Here is a 16,877-nt window from a genome sequence, read left to right on the forward strand (position 1 = left end):
GGGAGGAAAGGGCAATCGCGTGGGGTTTAACGCTTCACAATGTGAATGGCCTGTCCCAGACGTGAAGGCTGTGCTTCACGTGTGATTTGCGGCTCGCTGACGCAGGCCGTTTCTACACAGACGAAGGTTTTGTATCCCTCATCGGGTACGTCACCCATGCTTACCGACAGCGCCGGGCCTGGGTTCCAGCCGACCACATTGCTGTGATGCTGGTGGATGACTTCGATGCTGCGGTTAAGCGCCGCATCATGGATCACGCTGCAGGCTTCCGGGTTCAGATATACGCGGTCGGTACGATCCGGGAAGGTCTGGCTGCCGTCGCTCAGATTGCCTTCTTTGGCGTTATTCACTTTATCGATAAAGGTATCGCCCAGGCCGCTCACCGTCACAGCCGCAATATCACCCACGTTGAAATAGGTGTGCAGGGCAGAGGTGGTCTCGAATTCGCCGTGTGCTTCCAGTTCAATTTCGCAGGTTTTGCCCAGCGTAAAGTGCGCATAGAGGGTGAAGTCGTGTGGCCAGAGCTGACGCGTCTCGTCGTTGCTTTGCAGTTCAAAGGTCAACGCCACGCCGGAATTATCTTCGCGATGGGTTTTCAGCGTCCACGGCAGGTTGCGGGCAAAACCATGGGACGGTAAACCCTGTTCCGTTGCCGGGCCAAACCACGGCCAGCAGATGGGCACGCCGCCGCGAATGGCTGCGCCTTTCTTAAAGGAGGAGATGTCGCTCAGCCACAGGGCTTCGACTTCGCCTTCTGGCTGCCAGGAGAGCAGATGCGCGCCATGCAGGGCCACGGAGGCTTTTACCTGTGGGTGATCGACAACAATCACGTCCACTTCATCAATCTGACGGCGGGAGAGCACAGGGGTAAGTTGTTCGACTACCGGAAGTGCAAAAATTTTATTAATCATTACGCAATCCTCTGTCTTTTAAAGCCATAAAAAAAGGCGACCGAGGTCGCCTTTTTGGATCAGATTCTCATCTCAACTTATTTGGAGATGTGAGCGATCAGGTCCAGTACTTTGTTAGAGTAACCAGTTTCGTTGTCGTACCAGGAAACCAGTTTCACGAAGTTGTCGTTCAGTGCGATACCTGCTTTAGCATCGAACACGGAAGTGCAAACTTCGCCGTTGAAATCGGTAGAAACAACGTCATCTTCGGTGTAACCCAGAACGCCTTTCATTGGGCCTTCAGAAGCCGCTTTGATTGCTTTCTTGATTTCTTCGTAAGACGCTGCTTTTTCCAGACGAACGGTCAGGTCAACTACAGACACGTTTGGAGTTGGAACGCGGAACGCCATACCAGTGATTTTACCGTTCAGCTCTGGCAGTACAACGCCTACTGCTTTAGCAGCACCGGTAGAAGAAGGGATGATGTTCTGAGCTGCGCCGCGGCCGCCGCGCCAGTCTTTGTGAGACGGGCCATCAACAGTTTTCTGAGTTGCGGTAGTTGCGTGAACAGTGGTCATCAGGCCTTCAACGATACCGAAGTTGTCGTTGATAACTTTAGCCAGTGGTGCCAAGCAGTTAGTGGTGCAAGATGCGTTAGAAACGATATCCTGGCCAGCATACTTCTCGAAGTTTGCGCCTTTAACGAACATCGGGGTGTTGTCTTTGGAAGGACCAGTCAGAACAACTTTCTTCGCACCAGCGGTGATGTGTTTACGCGCAGTTTCGTCGGTCAGGAAGAGGCCCGTTGCTTCAGCAACGATGTCAACACCGATTTCGTTCCACTTCAGGTTAGCTGGATCTCTTTCAGCGGTAACACGGATGGTTTTGCCATTAACAACCAGGTGGCCGTCTTTCACTTCAACGGTGCCGTTGAAACGACCATGAGTTGAGTCGTACTTCAGCATGTACGCCATGTAGTCAGCATCCAACAGATCGTTGATACCAACGATTTCGATGTCAGAACGTTCCTGAGCAGCACGGAAAACAATACGGCCGATACGGCCAAAACCGTTGATACCTACTTTGATAGTCATATATTCCACCAGCTATTTGTTAGTGAATAAAAGGTTGCGTGTAAAATTACAAAAACCTTACGCAGCGTCAAGCGGAATCGTGTCAATCATTGCGACAAATCAATCCTTCGCATTACCTGTGTTCGACTGACTCGCCTCACATTCCCTTTGAGCTTGCACACATATTGGGGCTGCGCCCGGAATTTTAAAGGGCTCCCCAGATAAAAATGTGGAGTAGATCACATTTCACTGTGTGCCTGCACGCGACGAGTAAGTTTAGAACAAAAGTTCATACTCCAGTGTTAATGTTTTGTTAGAATCGACGTTAAAAGTTGTCAGTTTCAACGGTGAGATGTCAGCCTATGTCGAATCAACAAAACCCAGAAGAACTCAAAAAAAACCTTACAGAAATGCAGTTCTACGTAACCCAAAATCGCGGCACCGAACCGCCGTTTACCGGCCGTCTGCTGCATAACAAGCGGGATGGCGTATACCATTGCCTGGTGTGCGATGCCGCTTTATTTAACGCCCAGAGCAAATACGATTCCGGCTGCGGCTGGCCGAGTTTCTACGAGCCGGTCAGCGAAGAGGCGGTTCGTTACCTGGACGACAGCACCCACGGTATGCAGCGCATCGAGATCCGCTGCGGAAACTGTGACGCCCATCTCGGCCACGTCTTCCCGGATGGTCCTCAGCCGACCGGCGAGCGTTTCTGCGTCAATTCTGCCTCATTAAGCTTCACTGATGACCAGAATGGCGACCAGACTAAAGGTTGAAAAATCGATTCAGCAAATTATTCCTTCGGAGCCCGGGTGAGCATGAATATTGATGAGATGATGAACGGCATGACGCCGGAGGTTTATCAGCGGCTGGTGACGGCAGTTGAACTCGGCAAATGGGCAGATGGTGTGGCCCTGACGCCGGAACAGAAAGAGAATTGCCTGCAACTGGTGATGCTGTGGCAAGCGCGCCACAACACTGAGGCGCAGCACATGACCATCGACACCCAGGGTCAGATGGTAATGAAGAGTAAGCGGGAGCTGAAAGAAGATTTCGGTATTACCCCGAAGCCTATCGCAACGTTAAAAATGCAGTAACTTGCTGATTTTTTAATAAAAAACGGCAACCTGTGGTTGCCGTTTCGCTCTTGCATTAGTGCTTAATCCCCAGCGACTCTGCCAGCTGCTTCGCCAACTGGTTGTTGTCATCTGCCCCGTACTCCCAGAACATCGCCCCAGCCAGTCCTTTGGCTTTGATGTACTCCGCTTTAATGGCGACCGAACGAGGGTTCTCGTAAGACAGCGCAAACAGCGCCTTGCCCTCGGCAGATGTAACGGACAGCCACGGCACCTGAGCCTGATCGTCCCAGTGCTCGGTAAAGCGTTTCTGCGGATCGTTTATCAGCGTCTTCACAATATCGTTGTACTTCACATAGGTATCTTTGGTCAGGTCGTAGCCCAGCGATTTGAACAGGCCGATCTCCTGTGGGCCAAAGTAGGGCTGTGTCACCGGATTTTTTTGTGCATCCGGTTTACTCCAGTCAATACCGGGCTCAACAGAGCGCTTCGGTACGCGACCATAGAACCCGATGCCCAGGTTCATCTGCTGCGGCTTGAGTCCGGCGGCCAGATAGTTGTTAACCACAAAGTCGACGCTGTATTTATCTGCCGCGGCAACAGTTGGCCAGGCGCTGGAGTCATACAGGTTGGCGTTAAAATATTGCGTCCCGTAAGCCATGTCGTAGGTCATCAGGTTGATGTAATCCAGCAGCGGTGCAACGGCCTTCACATCGACCCAGCTTTTCGGGCTTTCTGCGTTGGCACCGACGGCAATGGTGACCAGTTTTTTCTGGCCGAACGCCTCACGCAAGCCTTTCAGCAGGGCCGTGAAGTTATCCCGATCCTCTGGCTTGCTGGCGACCAGGCCCCATGCACCATTCACCGGGAACTCCCAGTCGAGATCAATGCCGTCCAGACCGTATTTTGCAACGATGTCCTGTGCTGAACGGATGAACACGGCACGGGTCTCAGCGGTTGATGCTGCGCCCGAAAAGCCACGCGCGCCCCAGCCGCCCACGGAGAGCAGCACCTTCAGATTCGGGTTTTGTTTGCGCAGGGTAGGGATTAACGCTAAATCGGCGGCGACCTTCGGCGAAAGCCAGATTTGATGCAGCTTGCTCGGATCTTTTAGCGCGGCGTTGGTCTCATCCTTCTCGTCGTTAAAGACCAGACCAAACGAGTAGTTCAGGTGGGTTATCTGGCGCACATCCAGGGTGTTGATATCTCCTCCTGGCCCGGCGGTGACATCGCCGCCTCCGTTAAAATAGCCGACGGACATCAGGGTGCTGGCGGACGCAACGGAGGCGCAGAGCAGGGGCAAGGCTGCCAGTAATGGCAAACGTTTCATAGCGGTTCCTCTTTGACTTTGACGTTAAAAAACAAACACGCCACGTAATGGCGTGGCAAAAAAGTGCCAAAAAAGAGTAGCATTGCCGCTTCGTTGGGAGTGCGAGGGAGTTCACTTTATGGGACTTATGGGAATTTTGCCCGGCGGCGCTGCGCTTGCGCGGGCCTACCTTCGCGTTTTTTGTAGGCCGGGTAAGGCGAAGCCGCCACCCGGCAAAAGCGATCAGGCCTGCGTTTCCAGCCAGTCCGCCAGCGTATACAGGGTAGCGCCTGCTGCCGCCATCTCCATAAACGCATGGTTGCTGTCCGTAGGCTGAATATTCACTCCGCGACAGCCGTCGGTGATGACATTCACCGTATAGCCCAACTGTAGCGCATCCAGCACGGTAAACTTCACGCAGTAATCGGTCGCCAGCCCCATCACGATAAGCGCGTCGATTTCATGGTGGCGCAGCCACTGATCCAGCCCGGTTTTCTGCCGGTGGCCGTTATCAAAAAAGGCGCTATAGCTGTCGATCTCCGGGTTTTCACCTTTTTGGAAGACCGCGTCAACGGCACGGCTATTCAGCAGCGGATGCAGTTCGGCACCTTCGCTGTGCTGCACGCAGTGATCGGGCCAGAAGGTTTGCGGCAAGCCGTCCAGCTCACCCAGGGTAAACGGCTCGACATTGTGCTGACTGGCAAAGCTGCCATGATCCACCGGATGCCAGTCCTGGCTGGCCACCACCGCCTCGTCGCGCGCTTTACACCACGCAATCAGGGTATTCGCCACGTCGACGGTACTGTCGCCTTCGGCAACCGCCAGCGCGCCGCCGGCACAAAAGTCATTCTGCAGATCGACCAGTAACAGGGCCCGCTGTTTCATGCTGCCTCCTTATTCGTCTGGTGTCAGTTCGCCGCGCAGGTTTTGCATCATCGCCGTGCGAATCGACTGCACATCCAGATCCTGACTGAGTAAGTAGTGAAGTTTAGTCAGCGTGGCCTCTACCGTCATATCGAAGCCGCTGATCACCCCAGCATGCGCCAGCGCGTTACCGGTGGCGTAGCCGCCCATGTTGACCTTGCCGGACATGCACTGCGTCAGGTTTACCACCACGATCCCACGGCTGCTCGCCTCCTGCAGTTCTTTCAGGAACTCGCCGTTCTGTGGCGCATTGCCCACGCCATAAGAGCGCAGGATCAGCGCTTTGACCGGCTGGCGCAGGAAATTACGCACCACGTCTGCGGAGATGCCTGGATAAATCGTCACCACGCCAATCGGCTGCGGGGTGATCGGATGCACCACCAGTTCGCCAGCGGTGTGGGGAGCCGGCGGGGTGCCCAGGCGACGGATATGGATCCCGGCCTCCAGCAGCGGCGCCAGGTTAGGGGAGGCAAACGCATCAAAGCCGTCAGCGTGGGCTTTGGTGGTACGGTTCCCGCGATACAGCCGGTTGTTGAAGAACAAGCTGACTTCGTTGATCGGAAAGTTCGCCGCCACGTACAGGGAATTAAGCAGATTAATCTGCCCGTCAGAGCGCAGCTCCGCCAGCGGGATCTGCGAGCCGGTGACGATCACCGGTTTACCCAGATTCTCCAGCATGAAGGAGAGCGCCGAGGCGGTAAACGCCATGGTGTCGGTGCCATGCAGGATCACAAAGCCATCATAGTCGTCGTAATGGGCCTGAATATCCTCGGCAATATGCAGCCAGTCTTCCGGCGTCATATCGGACGAGTCCATCAGCGGGGCATATTCATGGATGGTGAAGTCCGGCATCTCAGGGCGATGGAATTCTGGCATCAACGCCAGCTGGCGTTGCAGGTGGCCGGAGACTGGAATATAGCCATTTTCAGAACGCTGCATACCGATCGTACCGCCGGTATAGGCCACATAAATTGATTTCTTCTGCATGATGTAATGTTCTTGGGCTTCAAAGAAAAATCCCCTCTTCATGGAAGAGGGGATGGGGATTAACGCACGTTAGCGCAGGTGAGGCAGAACGCGTAGCGGTTTTGCGGATCGTTAAAGGCGGCCAGTTTATCGCCTTCGGCTTTCACCGCTTTCGCGGCTACCGCCACCGGGGCAGGCAAGTATGCCTGAATGGCTTCTGGCAGCATGGCGCGCACAGAACCGCTGAAGCTGTCCATCACTCTGTCCACGAACGATGGCTCGTCCTGATAGAAGTCGATATGCCACTGCTTCAGTTTTGCCAGCTCAGCGGCTTTGGCCACGGCGTCATCGAAATCGCCAAGGTTATCCACCAGACCGTTGTTCTTCGCGTCCTGGCCCGTCCAGACGTGGCCCTGCGCAATCTCGTCGATCTGCTCAGGCGTTTTCTTGCGGGAATCGGCAACCAGGTTGATAAAGCGCTTATAGCCGTTCTCGATGCTGAGCTGCATCATCTGCGACACTTCCGGCGGTAACGCTTTGGTGACAGCGACATCCGCCAGCGGCGAGGTCGCCACCCCATCGGTATGCACGCCCAGATAATCGAGGCTGTTTTCGACCGTATTAATGACTCCGAAGATGCCGATGGATCCGGTCAGGGTGCTCGGGTTCGCCACGATGTAGTTTGCCGGGGTCGAGATCCAGTAGCCGCCCGATGCCGCCATACCGCCCATCGACACCACTACCGGTTTTCCTGCCGCGCGGGCAGCGGACAGTTCGGCGCGGATCACTTCTGATGCGCTGACGCTGCCGCCCGGGCTGTTCACCCGCAGCACGATCGCTTTCACTTTTGGATCGAGGCGCGCGTCGCGGATCTGCGCAGCAGTGGTATCACCGCCGACGTTACCCGGCGTCTCTTCGCCATCCATGATCGCCCCGTTGGCGAACACCACGGCGATGCTGTCACCGACATCGGACGGTTTCTGTGCCTGATAGTCGTAGAAGCTGACCGCGCTGTAGTTTTTATCCTCTTTGCTCCAGCCGAATTCCTTGGTCAGGGATTTTTCAATCTCGGCGCTGGAACCCAGGGCATCGACCAGTTTGTTATCGAGAGCATACTTCGCGGTATCGCCATCGGCTTTACGCAATCCGTCGAGCATCGCCTGCGCGCCAGGGAAAACCTGGGCCGGGGTGATCTGACGGTTAGCGGCCACGGTGCCGAGATAGTTTTGCCACAGCTCGCCAATCCAGCGGCTGTCCGCTTCGCGGGCAGCAGGGGACATATCGTCACGGATAAACGGCTCAACTGCGGATTTATAGGTGCCGACGCGGAACACGTGGGTGGTCACTTTCAGCTTGTCGAGCAGGGATTTGTAATAGAGGCCATTGGTGGCGAAGCCGTGCAGATCGACGGTGCCCTGCGGCGAGAGCCACACTTTATTGGCAAAGCTCGCCAGATAGTATTGCCCCTGGCTGTAGTTGTCGCCCACTGCAATCACCGGTTTACCGCTGTCACGGAATTCGCGCAGCGCCTTACCGATATACTGCATGGATGGCTGGTCTGCCCCGGCGAAGTTTTTCAGATCCAGCACGATGCCGGTAATGTTGCGATCATCTTTCGCCTGACGAATGGCATCGACGATATCAAACAGTGAGTTTTCCTGCAGGCGGTCACCGCTCGCGCCAAACAGCTGGCGGCCAATCACCCCGATCCGGTTGCTGGTCGACGGTTTATCCACCACAACCCCGGCGATATCCAGCAGCAGTGCGCCGCGCCCGGCATGCTGCGACGACGTGCCGCTGCTGAGCTGCATCCAGACGCCCACGCACACCATCACTAACAGGATGAAAAAGAGGTTCATCACCAGATTACGGACGAAATTCAGTAGTCGCCACGTCCATTTAAAAAAGCCGGCAATAATTCGCCAAAGGGTTCGCATGTATTCTCCCTGTCCAGGTTATGACCTTTCCCGTCGCCAAGGGACGGTATTGTCGGGCTATCGTAATGACCCAACCGCCACTTGTCAGCAGGAATCGCCCGCTACGCTGTAACAAAATCTGCGGTCGTGTTAATTTCGGGTAAATTTTAAGACAGGAGCTCACCCATGGATGCACTCGAACTGCTTGTTAACCGCCGTAGCGCGTCGCGTCTGGCGGAGCCCGCACCGGCGGGCGAACAGCTGGATAACATCCTGCGCGCCGCAATGCGTGCCCCTGATCATGGCACGCTACAGCCATGGCATTTCTTTATTATTCAGGATGACGGCCGCGAGCGTTTCAGCGCCCTGCTGGAAAAGGGGGCGACAGCCGCCGATCCGCAGGATGAGAAGGCGATTGAAAAAGCGCGCAGCGCCCCGTTCCGGGCGCCGATGATTATCGCTGTCGTGGCTAAATGCCAGCCGCAGCACAAGGTGCCGGTGTGGGAGCAGGAAATGTCCGCAGGTTGCGCGGTGATGGCAATGCAGATGGCCGCCGTCGCCCAGGGCTTTAACGGCATCTGGCGCAGCGGCGCGTTAACCGACAGCCCGATTGTCCGCGACGGCCTCAACTGCGGCGCAGACGATAAAATCGTCGGTTTCCTCTATCTCGGTACCCCGCAGCTGAAAGCCTCGACCACCGTCTCCGTGCCTGATACCTCTCCTTTCGTCACCCATTTCTGATGTGACGTCGCAAAACTGTCTGGATCCTGAGCAACTACCACAGAATTCAGACAGTCATACTTACCACGTAATGGAATGAGCGTTACCATAACGTCATTGCTATAAAAGGAGATTGTCTATGAGCGAGCAAACCATTCGTTTAACGCAATACAGCCACGGAGCCGGTTGCGGTTGTAAAATTTCCCCCAAAGTGCTCGAAACCATTCTGCACAGCGAACAGGCGAAGTTTGTCGACCCGAACCTGCTTGTGGGCAACGAAACGCGCGACGACGCAGCAGTGTACGATTTGGGTAACGGCACCAGCGTTATTAGTACCACCGATTTCTTCATGCCGATTGTCGACAATCCGTATGACTTTGGCCGCATTGCTGCCACTAACGCCATCAGCGACATCTTTGCAATGGGCGGTAAGCCGATCATGGCGATTGCGATCCTCGGCTGGCCGATTAACACCCTCGCGCCTGAAATTGCCCGCGAAGTGATTGAAGGCGGACGTTTTGCCTGTCAGCAGGCGGGTATTGCCCTGGCGGGCGGGCACTCGATTGATGCCCCGGAACCGATCTTTGGCCTCGCGGTCACCGGCGTGGTGCCGACCGAGCGCGTTAAACGCAACAGTACCGCCGAGGCGGGCTGCAAGCTGTTCCTCACTAAGCCACTGGGCATTGGCGTGCTCACCACGGCGGAGAAAAAATCGCTGTTGCAACCGGAGCACGTTGGGCTGGCGACAGAGGTGATGTGCCAGATGAACCTGGCCGGTGCCGCGTTTGCCAATATCGACGGCGTGAAGGCGATGACCGATGTCACGGGCTTTGGCCTGCTGGGACACCTCAGCGAAGTGTGCCAGGGCGCAGGCGTGCAGGCGCAGGTCTGCTATCAGGACGTGCCGAAGCTGCCGGGCGTCGAAGCCTATATTGCCCAGGGCGCGGTCCCGGGCGGAACGCAGCGTAACTTTGCCAGCTATGGTCATTTGATGGGCGATATGCCAGCCGAGTGGCGCGATCTGCTGTGCGATCCGCAAACCTCCGGCGGCCTGCTGCTGGCGGTCACGCCGGAGGCCGAAGCCGAAACGCAGGCCACTGCCGCCGAGTTTGGCATCACCCTGACCGCCATTGGCGAGCTGGTGACCGCCAGGGGTGGTCGTCCGATGATTGAGATCCGTTAATTCAATGCGGTTATTTATTGCCGAAAAACCGAGCCTCGCTCGCGCCATCGCCGAAGTGCTGCCTAAACCGCACCGCAAGGGCGATGGCTATATCGAATGTGGCAACGGGCAGGTGGTGACCTGGTGTATCGGCCACCTGTTAGAGCAGGCCCAGCCGGATGCTTACGACAGCCGCTACGCGCGCTGGAATCTTAACGATCTGCCCATCGTGCCGGAAAAGTGGCAGCTGCAGCCGCGCCCGTCGGTGACCAAACAGCTGAACGTGATTAAGCGTCTGCTGCACGATGCCGCCGAAGTGATCCACGCCGGTGACCCGGACAGAGAAGGGCAACTGCTGGTCGATGAGGTGCTGGATTACCTGAGCCTGGCGCCCGAAAAACGCAAGCTGGTGCAGCGCTGCCTGATAAACGACCTCAATCCGCAGGCGGTTGAACGCGCCATTTCACGTTTGCGCTCAAACAGCGAGTTTGTCCCGCTGTGCGTGTCAGCGCTGGCGCGCGCCCGCGCTGACTGGCTGTACGGCATCAACATGACCCGCGCCTATACCATTCTTGGGCGAAACGCAGGCTATCAAGGGGTACTGTCTGTCGGACGCGTGCAGACCCCGGTGCTGGGGCTGGTGGTGCGCCGCGATGAAGAGATCGAGAACTTTGTCGCCAAAGACTTCTTTGAAGTCAAAGCCCATATCGTCACCCCGAAAGACGAACGCTTCACCGCCCTCTGGCAGCCGAGCGACGCTTGCGAACCCCATCAGGACGAAGAAGGCCGTTTGCTCAACCGAACGCTGGCCGAGCACGTCGTTAAGCGCATTGATGGCCAGCCAGCCATCGTCACCAGCTATAACGATAAACGGGAATCAGAACCCGCACCGCTGCCGTTTTCCCTGTCGGCGCTGCAGATCGAGGCGGCGAAACGCTACGGCATGAGCGCGCAGAACGTGCTGGATATCTGCCAGAAACTGTATGAAACCCACAAGCTCATTACCTATCCACGTTCCGACAGTCGCTATTTGCCGGAAGAGCATTTTGCGGGGCGGCACGCGGTTTTGAACGCCATTGCCGCCCATGCGCCCGATCTGATGCCGCAGCCGATGGTCAACCCGGATACCCGCAACCGCTGCTGGGACGATAAAAAGGTGGATGCCCACCATGCCATCATCCCAACCGCACGCAGCAGTTCCGTCAACCTGACTGACAACGAATCGAAGGTTTATCACCTTGTCGCGCGTCAGTATCTGATGCAGTTCTGCCCGGACGCACTGTTTCGCAAGTGCGTCATTGAGCTGGAGATCGCTAAAGGCAAATTTGTTGCCAAGGCGCGCTTCCTGGCTGAGGCAGGCTGGCGCACGCTGCTGGGCAATAAAGAGCGTGACGAAGAGAACGACGGCACTCCGTTACCGGTAGTGAAAAAAGAGGACGAACTGCTGTGCGAGAAGGGCGAAGTGGTGGAGCGTCAGACCCAGCCGCCGCGTCACTTCACCGACGCCACGCTGCTGTCGGCGATGACCGGGATTGCCCGCTTCGTACAGGATAAAGATCTGAAGAAGATCCTGCGCGCCACCGACGGTCTGGGAACCGAAGCGACCCGCGCCGGGATCATCGAGCTGCTGTTCAAGCGCGGTTTTCTGCATAAGAAGGGGCGGTCTATCCTCTCGTCGGATGCCGGAAGAGCGTTGATCCACTCTCTGCCGGAGATGGCGGCCAGGCCGGACATGACCGCGCACTGGGAATCGATCCTCACCCAAATCAGCGAAAAACAGTGCCGCTACCAGGACTTTATGCAGCCGCTGGTGGGGACGTTATTCGATCTGATTAACCAGGCGCGCACGACGCCAGTGAGGGATTTTCGCGGTATCGTCGCGCCAGGCGGCGGCGACAAGAAGAAAAAGTTTAAGAAGAAGAGTGCGGCGTAAAAAAACGGTTTTCTCCCTCTCCCGGTGGGAGAGGGTCGGGGTGAAGGTCCCCGACCGCACTGGACTCAACCTTAAATCACACCCTGACCCATCATCGCATCGGCCACCTTCACGAACCCGGCAATGTTTGCCCCGCGCACGTAGTTGGTTTGCTTGTCTTCCCCGCCGTACTCGACGCAAGCGTGGTGGATATCCAGCATGATGTGATGCAGACGCGCATCCACTTTCTCTGCCTTCCAGCCCATACGCGCCGCATTCTGCGCCATCTCCAGACCGGAAGTCGCGACACCGCCGGCGTTAGCCGCTTTACCCGGTGCAAACAGTACGCCCGCCTGCAGGAACAGGTCGGTGGCTTCAATGGTGGTTGGCATGTTGGCGCCTTCAGCAACCGCTTTCACACCGTTGGCGATAAGCATGTGTGCCGCATCAACGTCGAGTTCGTTCTGGGTAGCGCACGGCAGCGCGATGTCTACCGGCACAGACCATGGCTGCTTGCCTTCCAGATAGGTCAGACCGAACTCACGGGCGTAATCCGCCACGCGACCATCGCGGCTGGCTTTTATTTCGCACAGGCGCGCCAGTTTTTCAGCAGTGAAGCCCGCTTCATCGACCACGGTGCCGCTGGAGTCAGAGGCGGTAATGACGCGCGCGCCAAACTGCATCGCTTTTTCGATAGCGTACTGGGCGACGTTGCCGGAGCCAGAAACCGCCACGCGCATCCCTTCAAAGCTCAGGCCGTGACGCTTGAGCATGGCTTCGGTGAAATAGACCAGACCGTAACCGGTGGCTTCCGGGCGGATCAGGCTGCCGCCGAAGGAGAGGCCTTTCCCGGTAAAGACACAGGCGCTGTTGTTGGAGAGTTTTTTCATCATCCCGGCCATAAAGCCTACTTCACGACCGCCCACGCCGATATCCCCGGCCGGTACGTCGGTATCCGCACCCAGGTGACGGTACAGTTCGGTCATCAGCGACTGACAGAAACGCATCACTTCGCCTTCGCTTTTCCCTTTTGGATCAAAATCGCTCCCGCCTTTGCCGCCGCCCATAGGCAGGGTGGTGAGGGCGTTTTTAAAGGTCTGTTCAAAGCCAAGGAACTTGAGGATCGACAGGTTCACCGACGGGTGGAAACGCATGCCGCCCTTGAACGGGCCGATGGCGGAGTTGAACTGCACGCGCCAGGCACGGTTAACTTGCACCTGATTGCGGTCATCAACCCACACCACGCGGAACTGGATCACGCGCTCGGGTTCAACCAGGCGTTCAAGCAGCGACATCTGACGGTAGCGGGGGTTTTGTTCCAGGAATGGCCACAGAGTGGTCATGACTTCCCGTACTGCCTGAGCAAACTCGCTCTGATGTGGGTCACGCTGTTGAACGCGGTTCAGGAAGGATTCAAGAGAGTAAGCCTGGTCCATAACTATAAGTTCCTCTAATATATTGGGATTATTTTATTTGTAACAAAAATGTGCGTGATGTTGTGTTTTTCGACTATACCACCCGTTGCGCTTTGACACGCAAGCAAAATTTCGGCGTCAAGATAAATTCATTAAACGGGTCGCGTCATAACAAAAAGCGATGACAGAAGGGATTAAAGCTTCGCGGGATATTTACCGTTATAGTCATTATCAGGACACAACAGGAAGAGCAAAGATGAACCGTTTGGTGATGATTGTTGTATTAGGGCTTTTCTCTGCGGGCAGCCAGGCCGACTCGCGATTTGGCTCGAACGTGGATGTCAGCGTGCCGCCAGAGGTCTTTAGCTCCGGCGGTCAGCGCGCGCAGCCCTGTAATCAGTGCTGCATCTATCAGGATCAGAACTATTCAGAAGGGGCGGTGGTAAAAGCCGAGGGCGTGTTGTTGCAGTGCCAGCGCGACCCCCAGGCGATCAGCACCAATCCGCTGGTGTGGCGGCGGGTAAAAGAATAAAGGCCTCCAGCAGCGGGATGTCCGCCGGGGCTAAATCGTAGGTCAACGCCTCCTGCGGCGAACACCACACCAGCTGGCTGTGGTAGTACGCCACCGGCGTGCCGACAACGTGCGCGACGTGCCAGGCGTGAAGAGCGATCACGCGCCCGGAGACCTCGCGCTGATGGCTGGCGACGTAGCGGGTAGGCTGCACGTCGATGCCCAGCTCCTCGCGCAGCTCGCGGATCAGCGCCTCGGACTGCGTTTCACCGCTTTCCACTTTGCCCCCGGCAAATTCCCACATCCCCGGCTGATCGGCGTGAGCCGGGCGCTGCGCCAGTAAAATTTTGCCATCCCGTTCGAGAATAGCGCAGACAACATCGAGTGTTTTTAGCATGGTCATCAATAATGGTTGTCAGAAAAAGAGATAATATTTGCGGACTTAACCGCTACCCGTGAGGTTCCTGTGAACGAAACGCCCCCCGCCTGGGTTAAACCCATCGAATCGATACCCGCCAGTTTAACGCCGATTGCCAGGATGCAGAAAAAACATTACGGCGCGGTGCTCAATCCGCTGCGCTGGTGGGGAAGAATGCCCCGGCTGTTCTGGCTGGTGGCGCTATTTGTCGGTTTTCTGGAACGCAAAAAATCGCCTCTCAACCCGGTACTGCGATCGCTGCTGATGACCCGCATCTCGCAGGTCTGCCACTGCGCGTTTTGTATTGATGCCAATTCGTTGCGGCTGGCGGAACGCTGCGGGGCGCTGGATAAGGTTCAGGCCGTGCAGCACTGGCGCGACAGCGCGCTGTTTAGCGAGGAAGAGCGCGCCGCGCTGGCCTACGCCGAGGCGGTCACCGCCACGCCGCCCGCCGTGGACGACGCCATCAAGACCCAGCTGTGCCGCTACTTTGATGCCAATGCCATCACCGAGATGACCGCGCTTATCGCCTTTCAGAATCTGTCGGCACGCTTCAATGCGGCGCTGGATATCCCTTCCCAGGGGCTGTGTTCGCTCGCGGGAGAAAAAAGCGATGCTTGATCGTCACCTTCATCCCCGTCTCAAGCCGCTGCTCAATCAGCTGGGGGCGAGACTCGATAAACCCGGTATCACCCCCGATGGGATCACCCTGATCGGCTTTGCGGTTGGGGTGCTGGCGCTGCCGTTTCTGGCGCTGGGCTGGACTCTGGCGGCGCTGGTGGCTGTGCTGCTCAACCGCCTGCTGGACGGACTGGATGGCGCGCTGGCGCGACGGCGCGGGCTAACCGATGCCGGTGGCTTTCTCGATATCGCCCTCGATTTCCTGTTTTATGCGCTGGTGCCGTTTGGTTTTGCGCTGGCCGATCCTGACAACAACGCGCTGCCGGCGGCCTGGCTGCTGTTTGCCTTTATCGGCACCGGCAGCAGTTTTCTGGCCTTTGCCGCGCTGGCGGCAAAACACGATATCGACAATCCAGGCTATGCCCATAAGTCGTTTTACTATCTTGGCGGGCTGACGGAAGGAACGGAAACGCTGCTGCTTTTTGCGCTGTGCTGCCTGTTTCCGGCGCACTTTGCGTGGCTGGCGTGGGGTTTTGGCGCGCTGTGCTGGCTGACCACCACAACGCGCATCTGGAGCGGGTATCTGACGCTGAAAAACACGCAGCGTTAGTAAGGGACGGGTTACAGGGAACTGTCTGGACCACGCTCGCCGGTTGAGACCGGGTTCTGTGGGTGACTGCTCCATTCGTACCAGCCGCCGTCGTAGACGCCGACATTTTTCCAGCCCATTGCCCGGGCATACATAAAGGTTTCGGAGGCACGCCAGCCGGTACCGCAGTAGAACGCGACCTGCTGATCCGGCAGAATGTTCCACTGCTTCCACATGGCGGCGATGTCTGCCGCGCTGCGCATGGTGCCGTCCGGGTTGTGGAAATCTTCCATGTGGGTGGCGTCGCTGCCCGCATGGCCCCAGCGTGCGCCCTGGATCTCACCCTTTGGCTTGATATAGCTGTAGCCGCTGGTGACGCCGGTAAATTCAGGCCACGAGCGGATACTCACCAGCGACGCGTCTTTACGATGCAGCAGGCCGCGAGCTTGTTCCATATCCAGCATCAGCTGCGGTTGACCGGGGATCGGCGCGCCAAAGTCGGGTGCGGGCTGCACCTTATCTGGCGTGCCGCGTTCGACCGGGAGTTTCGCATCGTCCCAGGCTTTCCAGCCGCCATCCAGCAGACGCACGTCCTTCACCCCGGCATACAGCATGATTTGCGCCACGCGCGCGGCGGCATACACGTCGCGTCCGTAGAGGATCACCGTGGTGTCATGGCGGATCCCATGTTTCGCCAGCATCGCTTTCAGATCCGCATCGGACACTTTGTTCCACAGCGGCTCGCTTTCGACTTCGTTGGTGTCGATGTAACCCGCGCCGGGAATATGGTTCAGCAGATAAAACTTAGGCGCGCCCCAGGCGGCTTCAATCACTTTCCACTCCCCGGCCGGGGCAGCGGCAACCGATTTACCCTGCTGCAGCTGATGCAGCCACTGGGGATAAACCAGCTGTTCGAAATGGGCAAGACGCTGGAGGCGATCCGGCGTTTGCAGGGCATCGCTGAGCAGTGTGACGTGGGTAAAGCCCGCCTGCTCCAGCCGCGTTTTTACCGCCTGATTATCAGCAATGTTGCCGTATAACGCGACCGGGGTAGTGGGCGTCAGCTGGTGCTGTGTAGCCCAGGCGCTAAGCTGCGTTGCGTTCATCGCGCCCAGCCAGCTGGCGGAGAGATTCAGGGCGGCAGGTTCATGCCCGGAAGGGCCGTTCAGCGCCTGCGGCCAGCCGTTGTAAAAGGCGCTGGCGCGGGTATCAACGATTGCGCCCTGCTGCTGTTGCAGTTGTGCGAGGGTCAGGGAATGCGCCATGTCAGCGGCGAAAGTACAGAAAGAGGCGAGACCTAAAGCGGTGGTCAGCGCGGTCAGGTGAGAAACACGTTTCATCGAAATGCCCGTACGGAAAGAAATGAGCGCTGATT

Annotated in this window: 17 protein-coding genes; 8 read left to right on the forward strand and 9 right to left on the reverse strand. The window is 57.1% G+C overall.

What is annotated here, in order from left to right:
• Positions 1–26: 26 nt before the first annotated feature.
• Together M8013_RS21000 and gapA are read right to left on the reverse strand one after the other, a co-directional pair.
• Complete coding sequence (locus tag M8013_RS21000) at positions 27–911, reverse strand: D-hexose-6-phosphate mutarotase (RefSeq protein WP_271269701.1); 885 nt, start codon at positions 909–911, stop codon at positions 27–29.
• A 77-nt stretch (positions 912–988) separates the two neighbouring features.
• Entirely contained in the window at positions 989–1,984 is a 996-nt protein-coding gene (gene gapA, locus M8013_RS21005; RefSeq protein WP_271269702.1) for a glyceraldehyde-3-phosphate dehydrogenase, read from the reverse strand.
• 341 nt (positions 1,985–2,325) lie between these two features.
• Between gapA and msrB the strand changes: the two genes are divergently transcribed.
• Together msrB and M8013_RS21015 are read left to right on the forward strand one after the other, a co-directional pair.
• The gene (msrB, locus tag M8013_RS21010; RefSeq protein WP_271269703.1) at positions 2,326–2,739 is read left to right on the forward strand and encodes a peptide-methionine (R)-S-oxide reductase MsrB; all 414 of its coding nucleotides are present in this window, start codon (positions 2,326–2,328) and stop codon (positions 2,737–2,739) included.
• A gap of 42 nt (positions 2,740–2,781) precedes the next feature.
• Positions 2,782–3,060: a YeaC family protein gene (locus M8013_RS21015; RefSeq protein WP_271270173.1), complete on the forward strand. Its 279-nt coding sequence runs from the start codon at positions 2,782–2,784 to the stop codon at positions 3,058–3,060.
• A gap of 55 nt (positions 3,061–3,115) precedes the next feature.
• On the opposite strand, the gene chiD is transcribed toward M8013_RS21015, so the two are convergent.
• The 4 genes from chiD to sppA form a co-directional block, all read right to left on the reverse strand.
• Positions 3,116–4,369: a chitinase ChiD gene (chiD, locus tag M8013_RS21020; protein WP_271269704.1), complete on the reverse strand. Its 1,254-nt coding sequence runs from the start codon at positions 4,367–4,369 to the stop codon at positions 3,116–3,118.
• A gap of 222 nt (positions 4,370–4,591) precedes the next feature.
• Positions 4,592–5,233: a bifunctional nicotinamidase/pyrazinamidase gene (pncA, locus tag M8013_RS21025; RefSeq protein ID WP_271269705.1), complete on the reverse strand. Its 642-nt coding sequence runs from the start codon at positions 5,231–5,233 to the stop codon at positions 4,592–4,594.
• Positions 5,234–5,242: 9 nt separating this feature from the next.
• A complete protein-coding gene (ansA, locus tag M8013_RS21030) occupies positions 5,243–6,259 on the reverse strand; it encodes an asparaginase (protein WP_271269706.1) in 1,017 nt (338 codons plus the stop codon).
• Positions 6,260–6,318: 59 nt separating this feature from the next.
• Complete coding sequence (gene sppA, locus M8013_RS21035; RefSeq protein ID WP_271269707.1) at positions 6,319–8,175, reverse strand: signal peptide peptidase SppA; 1,857 nt, start codon at positions 8,173–8,175, stop codon at positions 6,319–6,321.
• A 165-nt stretch (positions 8,176–8,340) separates the two neighbouring features.
• Between sppA and M8013_RS21040 the strand changes: the two genes are divergently transcribed.
• The 3 genes from M8013_RS21040 (at position 8,341) to M8013_RS21050 (ending at position 11,969) form a co-directional block, all read left to right on the forward strand.
• On the forward strand, positions 8,341–8,895 hold the full coding sequence (locus M8013_RS21040) for an NAD(P)H nitroreductase (RefSeq protein WP_271269708.1): 555 nt from the start codon (positions 8,341–8,343) through the stop codon (positions 8,893–8,895).
• 118 nt (positions 8,896–9,013) lie between these two features.
• Positions 9,014–10,057: a selenide, water dikinase SelD gene (gene selD / locus M8013_RS21045; protein WP_271269709.1), complete on the forward strand. Its 1,044-nt coding sequence runs from the start codon at positions 9,014–9,016 to the stop codon at positions 10,055–10,057.
• Between the two features lie 4 nt (positions 10,058–10,061).
• Positions 10,062–11,969, forward strand: coding sequence for a DNA topoisomerase III (locus M8013_RS21050; protein ID WP_271269710.1), 1,908 nt, complete (start codon positions 10,062–10,064; stop codon positions 11,967–11,969).
• Between the two features lie 71 nt (positions 11,970–12,040).
• Here the strand turns inward: M8013_RS21050 and gdhA are convergent, their stop codons facing one another.
• On the reverse strand, positions 12,041–13,384 hold the full coding sequence (gene gdhA / locus M8013_RS21055) for an NADP-specific glutamate dehydrogenase (protein ID WP_271269711.1): 1,344 nt from the start codon (positions 13,382–13,384) through the stop codon (positions 12,041–12,043).
• A 235-nt stretch (positions 13,385–13,619) separates the two neighbouring features.
• Between gdhA and M8013_RS21060 the strand changes: the two genes are divergently transcribed.
• Positions 13,620–13,895, forward strand: a complete 276-nt coding sequence (locus M8013_RS21060; RefSeq protein ID WP_271269712.1) for a YnjH family protein — start codon at positions 13,620–13,622, stop codon at positions 13,893–13,895.
• Here the strand turns inward: M8013_RS21060 and M8013_RS21065 are convergent.
• Positions 13,855–14,271, reverse strand: a complete 417-nt coding sequence (locus M8013_RS21065; protein ID WP_271269713.1) for a pyrimidine (deoxy)nucleoside triphosphate diphosphatase — start codon at positions 14,269–14,271, stop codon at positions 13,855–13,857. The two genes, M8013_RS21060 and M8013_RS21065, sit on opposite strands and share 41 nt — an antisense overlap.
• A 69-nt stretch (positions 14,272–14,340) precedes the next feature.
• Here M8013_RS21065 and M8013_RS21070 point away from each other — a divergent pair, with 69 nt between their 5' ends.
• Both M8013_RS21070 and M8013_RS21075 read left to right on the forward strand, forming a co-directional pair.
• Positions 14,341–14,913: a carboxymuconolactone decarboxylase family protein gene (locus M8013_RS21070; RefSeq protein WP_271269714.1), complete on the forward strand. Its 573-nt coding sequence runs from the start codon at positions 14,341–14,343 to the stop codon at positions 14,911–14,913.
• Positions 14,906–15,523 (forward strand): CDP-alcohol phosphatidyltransferase family protein, encoded by a 618-nt coding sequence (locus M8013_RS21075; protein WP_271269715.1) that lies wholly within the window; start codon positions 14,906–14,908, stop codon positions 15,521–15,523. Before M8013_RS21070 ends, M8013_RS21075 begins: the two co-directional genes overlap by 8 nt.
• A gap of 11 nt (positions 15,524–15,534) precedes the next feature.
• Here the strand turns inward: M8013_RS21075 and M8013_RS21080 are convergent, their stop codons facing one another.
• The gene (locus tag M8013_RS21080) at positions 15,535–16,842 is read right to left on the reverse strand and encodes a sulfurtransferase (protein WP_271269716.1); all 1,308 of its coding nucleotides are present in this window, start codon (positions 16,840–16,842) and stop codon (positions 15,535–15,537) included.
• Positions 16,843–16,877: the final 35 nt, after the last annotated feature.

Source organism: Silvania confinis (assembly GCF_025564085.1).
GTDB classification, from domain to species: domain Bacteria; phylum Pseudomonadota; class Gammaproteobacteria; order Enterobacterales; family Enterobacteriaceae; genus Enterobacter; species Enterobacter confinis.

Coding starts and splice junctions, on each gene's coding strand:
- gapA (WP_271269702.1), bottom strand. CDS start 1,984: ATGACTATCAAAGTAGGTATCAACGGTTTTGGCCGTATCGGCCGTATT.
- gdhA (WP_271269711.1), bottom strand. CDS start 13,384: ATGGACCAGGCTTACTCTCTTGAATCCTTCCTGAACCGCGTTCAACAG.
- M8013_RS21060 (WP_271269712.1), top strand. CDS start 13,620: ATGAACCGTTTGGTGATGATTGTTGTATTAGGGCTTTTCTCTGCGGGC.
- M8013_RS21075 (WP_271269715.1), top strand. CDS start 14,906: ATGCTTGATCGTCACCTTCATCCCCGTCTCAAGCCGCTGCTCAATCAG.
- M8013_RS21015 (WP_271270173.1), top strand. CDS start 2,782: ATGAATATTGATGAGATGATGAACGGCATGACGCCGGAGGTTTATCAG.
- M8013_RS21000 (WP_271269701.1), bottom strand. CDS start 911: ATGATTAATAAAATTTTTGCACTTCCGGTAGTCGAACAACTTACCCCT.
- ansA (WP_271269706.1), bottom strand. CDS start 6,259: ATGCAGAAGAAATCAATTTATGTGGCCTATACCGGCGGTACGATCGGT.
- M8013_RS21040 (WP_271269708.1), top strand. CDS start 8,341: ATGGATGCACTCGAACTGCTTGTTAACCGCCGTAGCGCGTCGCGTCTG.
- selD (WP_271269709.1), top strand. CDS start 9,014: ATGAGCGAGCAAACCATTCGTTTAACGCAATACAGCCACGGAGCCGGT.
- chiD (WP_271269704.1), bottom strand. CDS start 4,369: ATGAAACGTTTGCCATTACTGGCAGCCTTGCCCCTGCTCTGCGCCTCC.
- M8013_RS21065 (WP_271269713.1), bottom strand. CDS start 14,271: ATGCTAAAAACACTCGATGTTGTCTGCGCTATTCTCGAACGGGATGGC.
- msrB (WP_271269703.1), top strand. CDS start 2,326: ATGTCGAATCAACAAAACCCAGAAGAACTCAAAAAAAACCTTACAGAA.
- M8013_RS21050 (WP_271269710.1), top strand. CDS start 10,062: ATGCGGTTATTTATTGCCGAAAAACCGAGCCTCGCTCGCGCCATCGCC.
- pncA (WP_271269705.1), bottom strand. CDS start 5,233: ATGAAACAGCGGGCCCTGTTACTGGTCGATCTGCAGAATGACTTTTGT.
- sppA (WP_271269707.1), bottom strand. CDS start 8,175: ATGCGAACCCTTTGGCGAATTATTGCCGGCTTTTTTAAATGGACGTGG.
- M8013_RS21080 (WP_271269716.1), bottom strand. CDS start 16,842: ATGAAACGTGTTTCTCACCTGACCGCGCTGACCACCGCTTTAGGTCTC.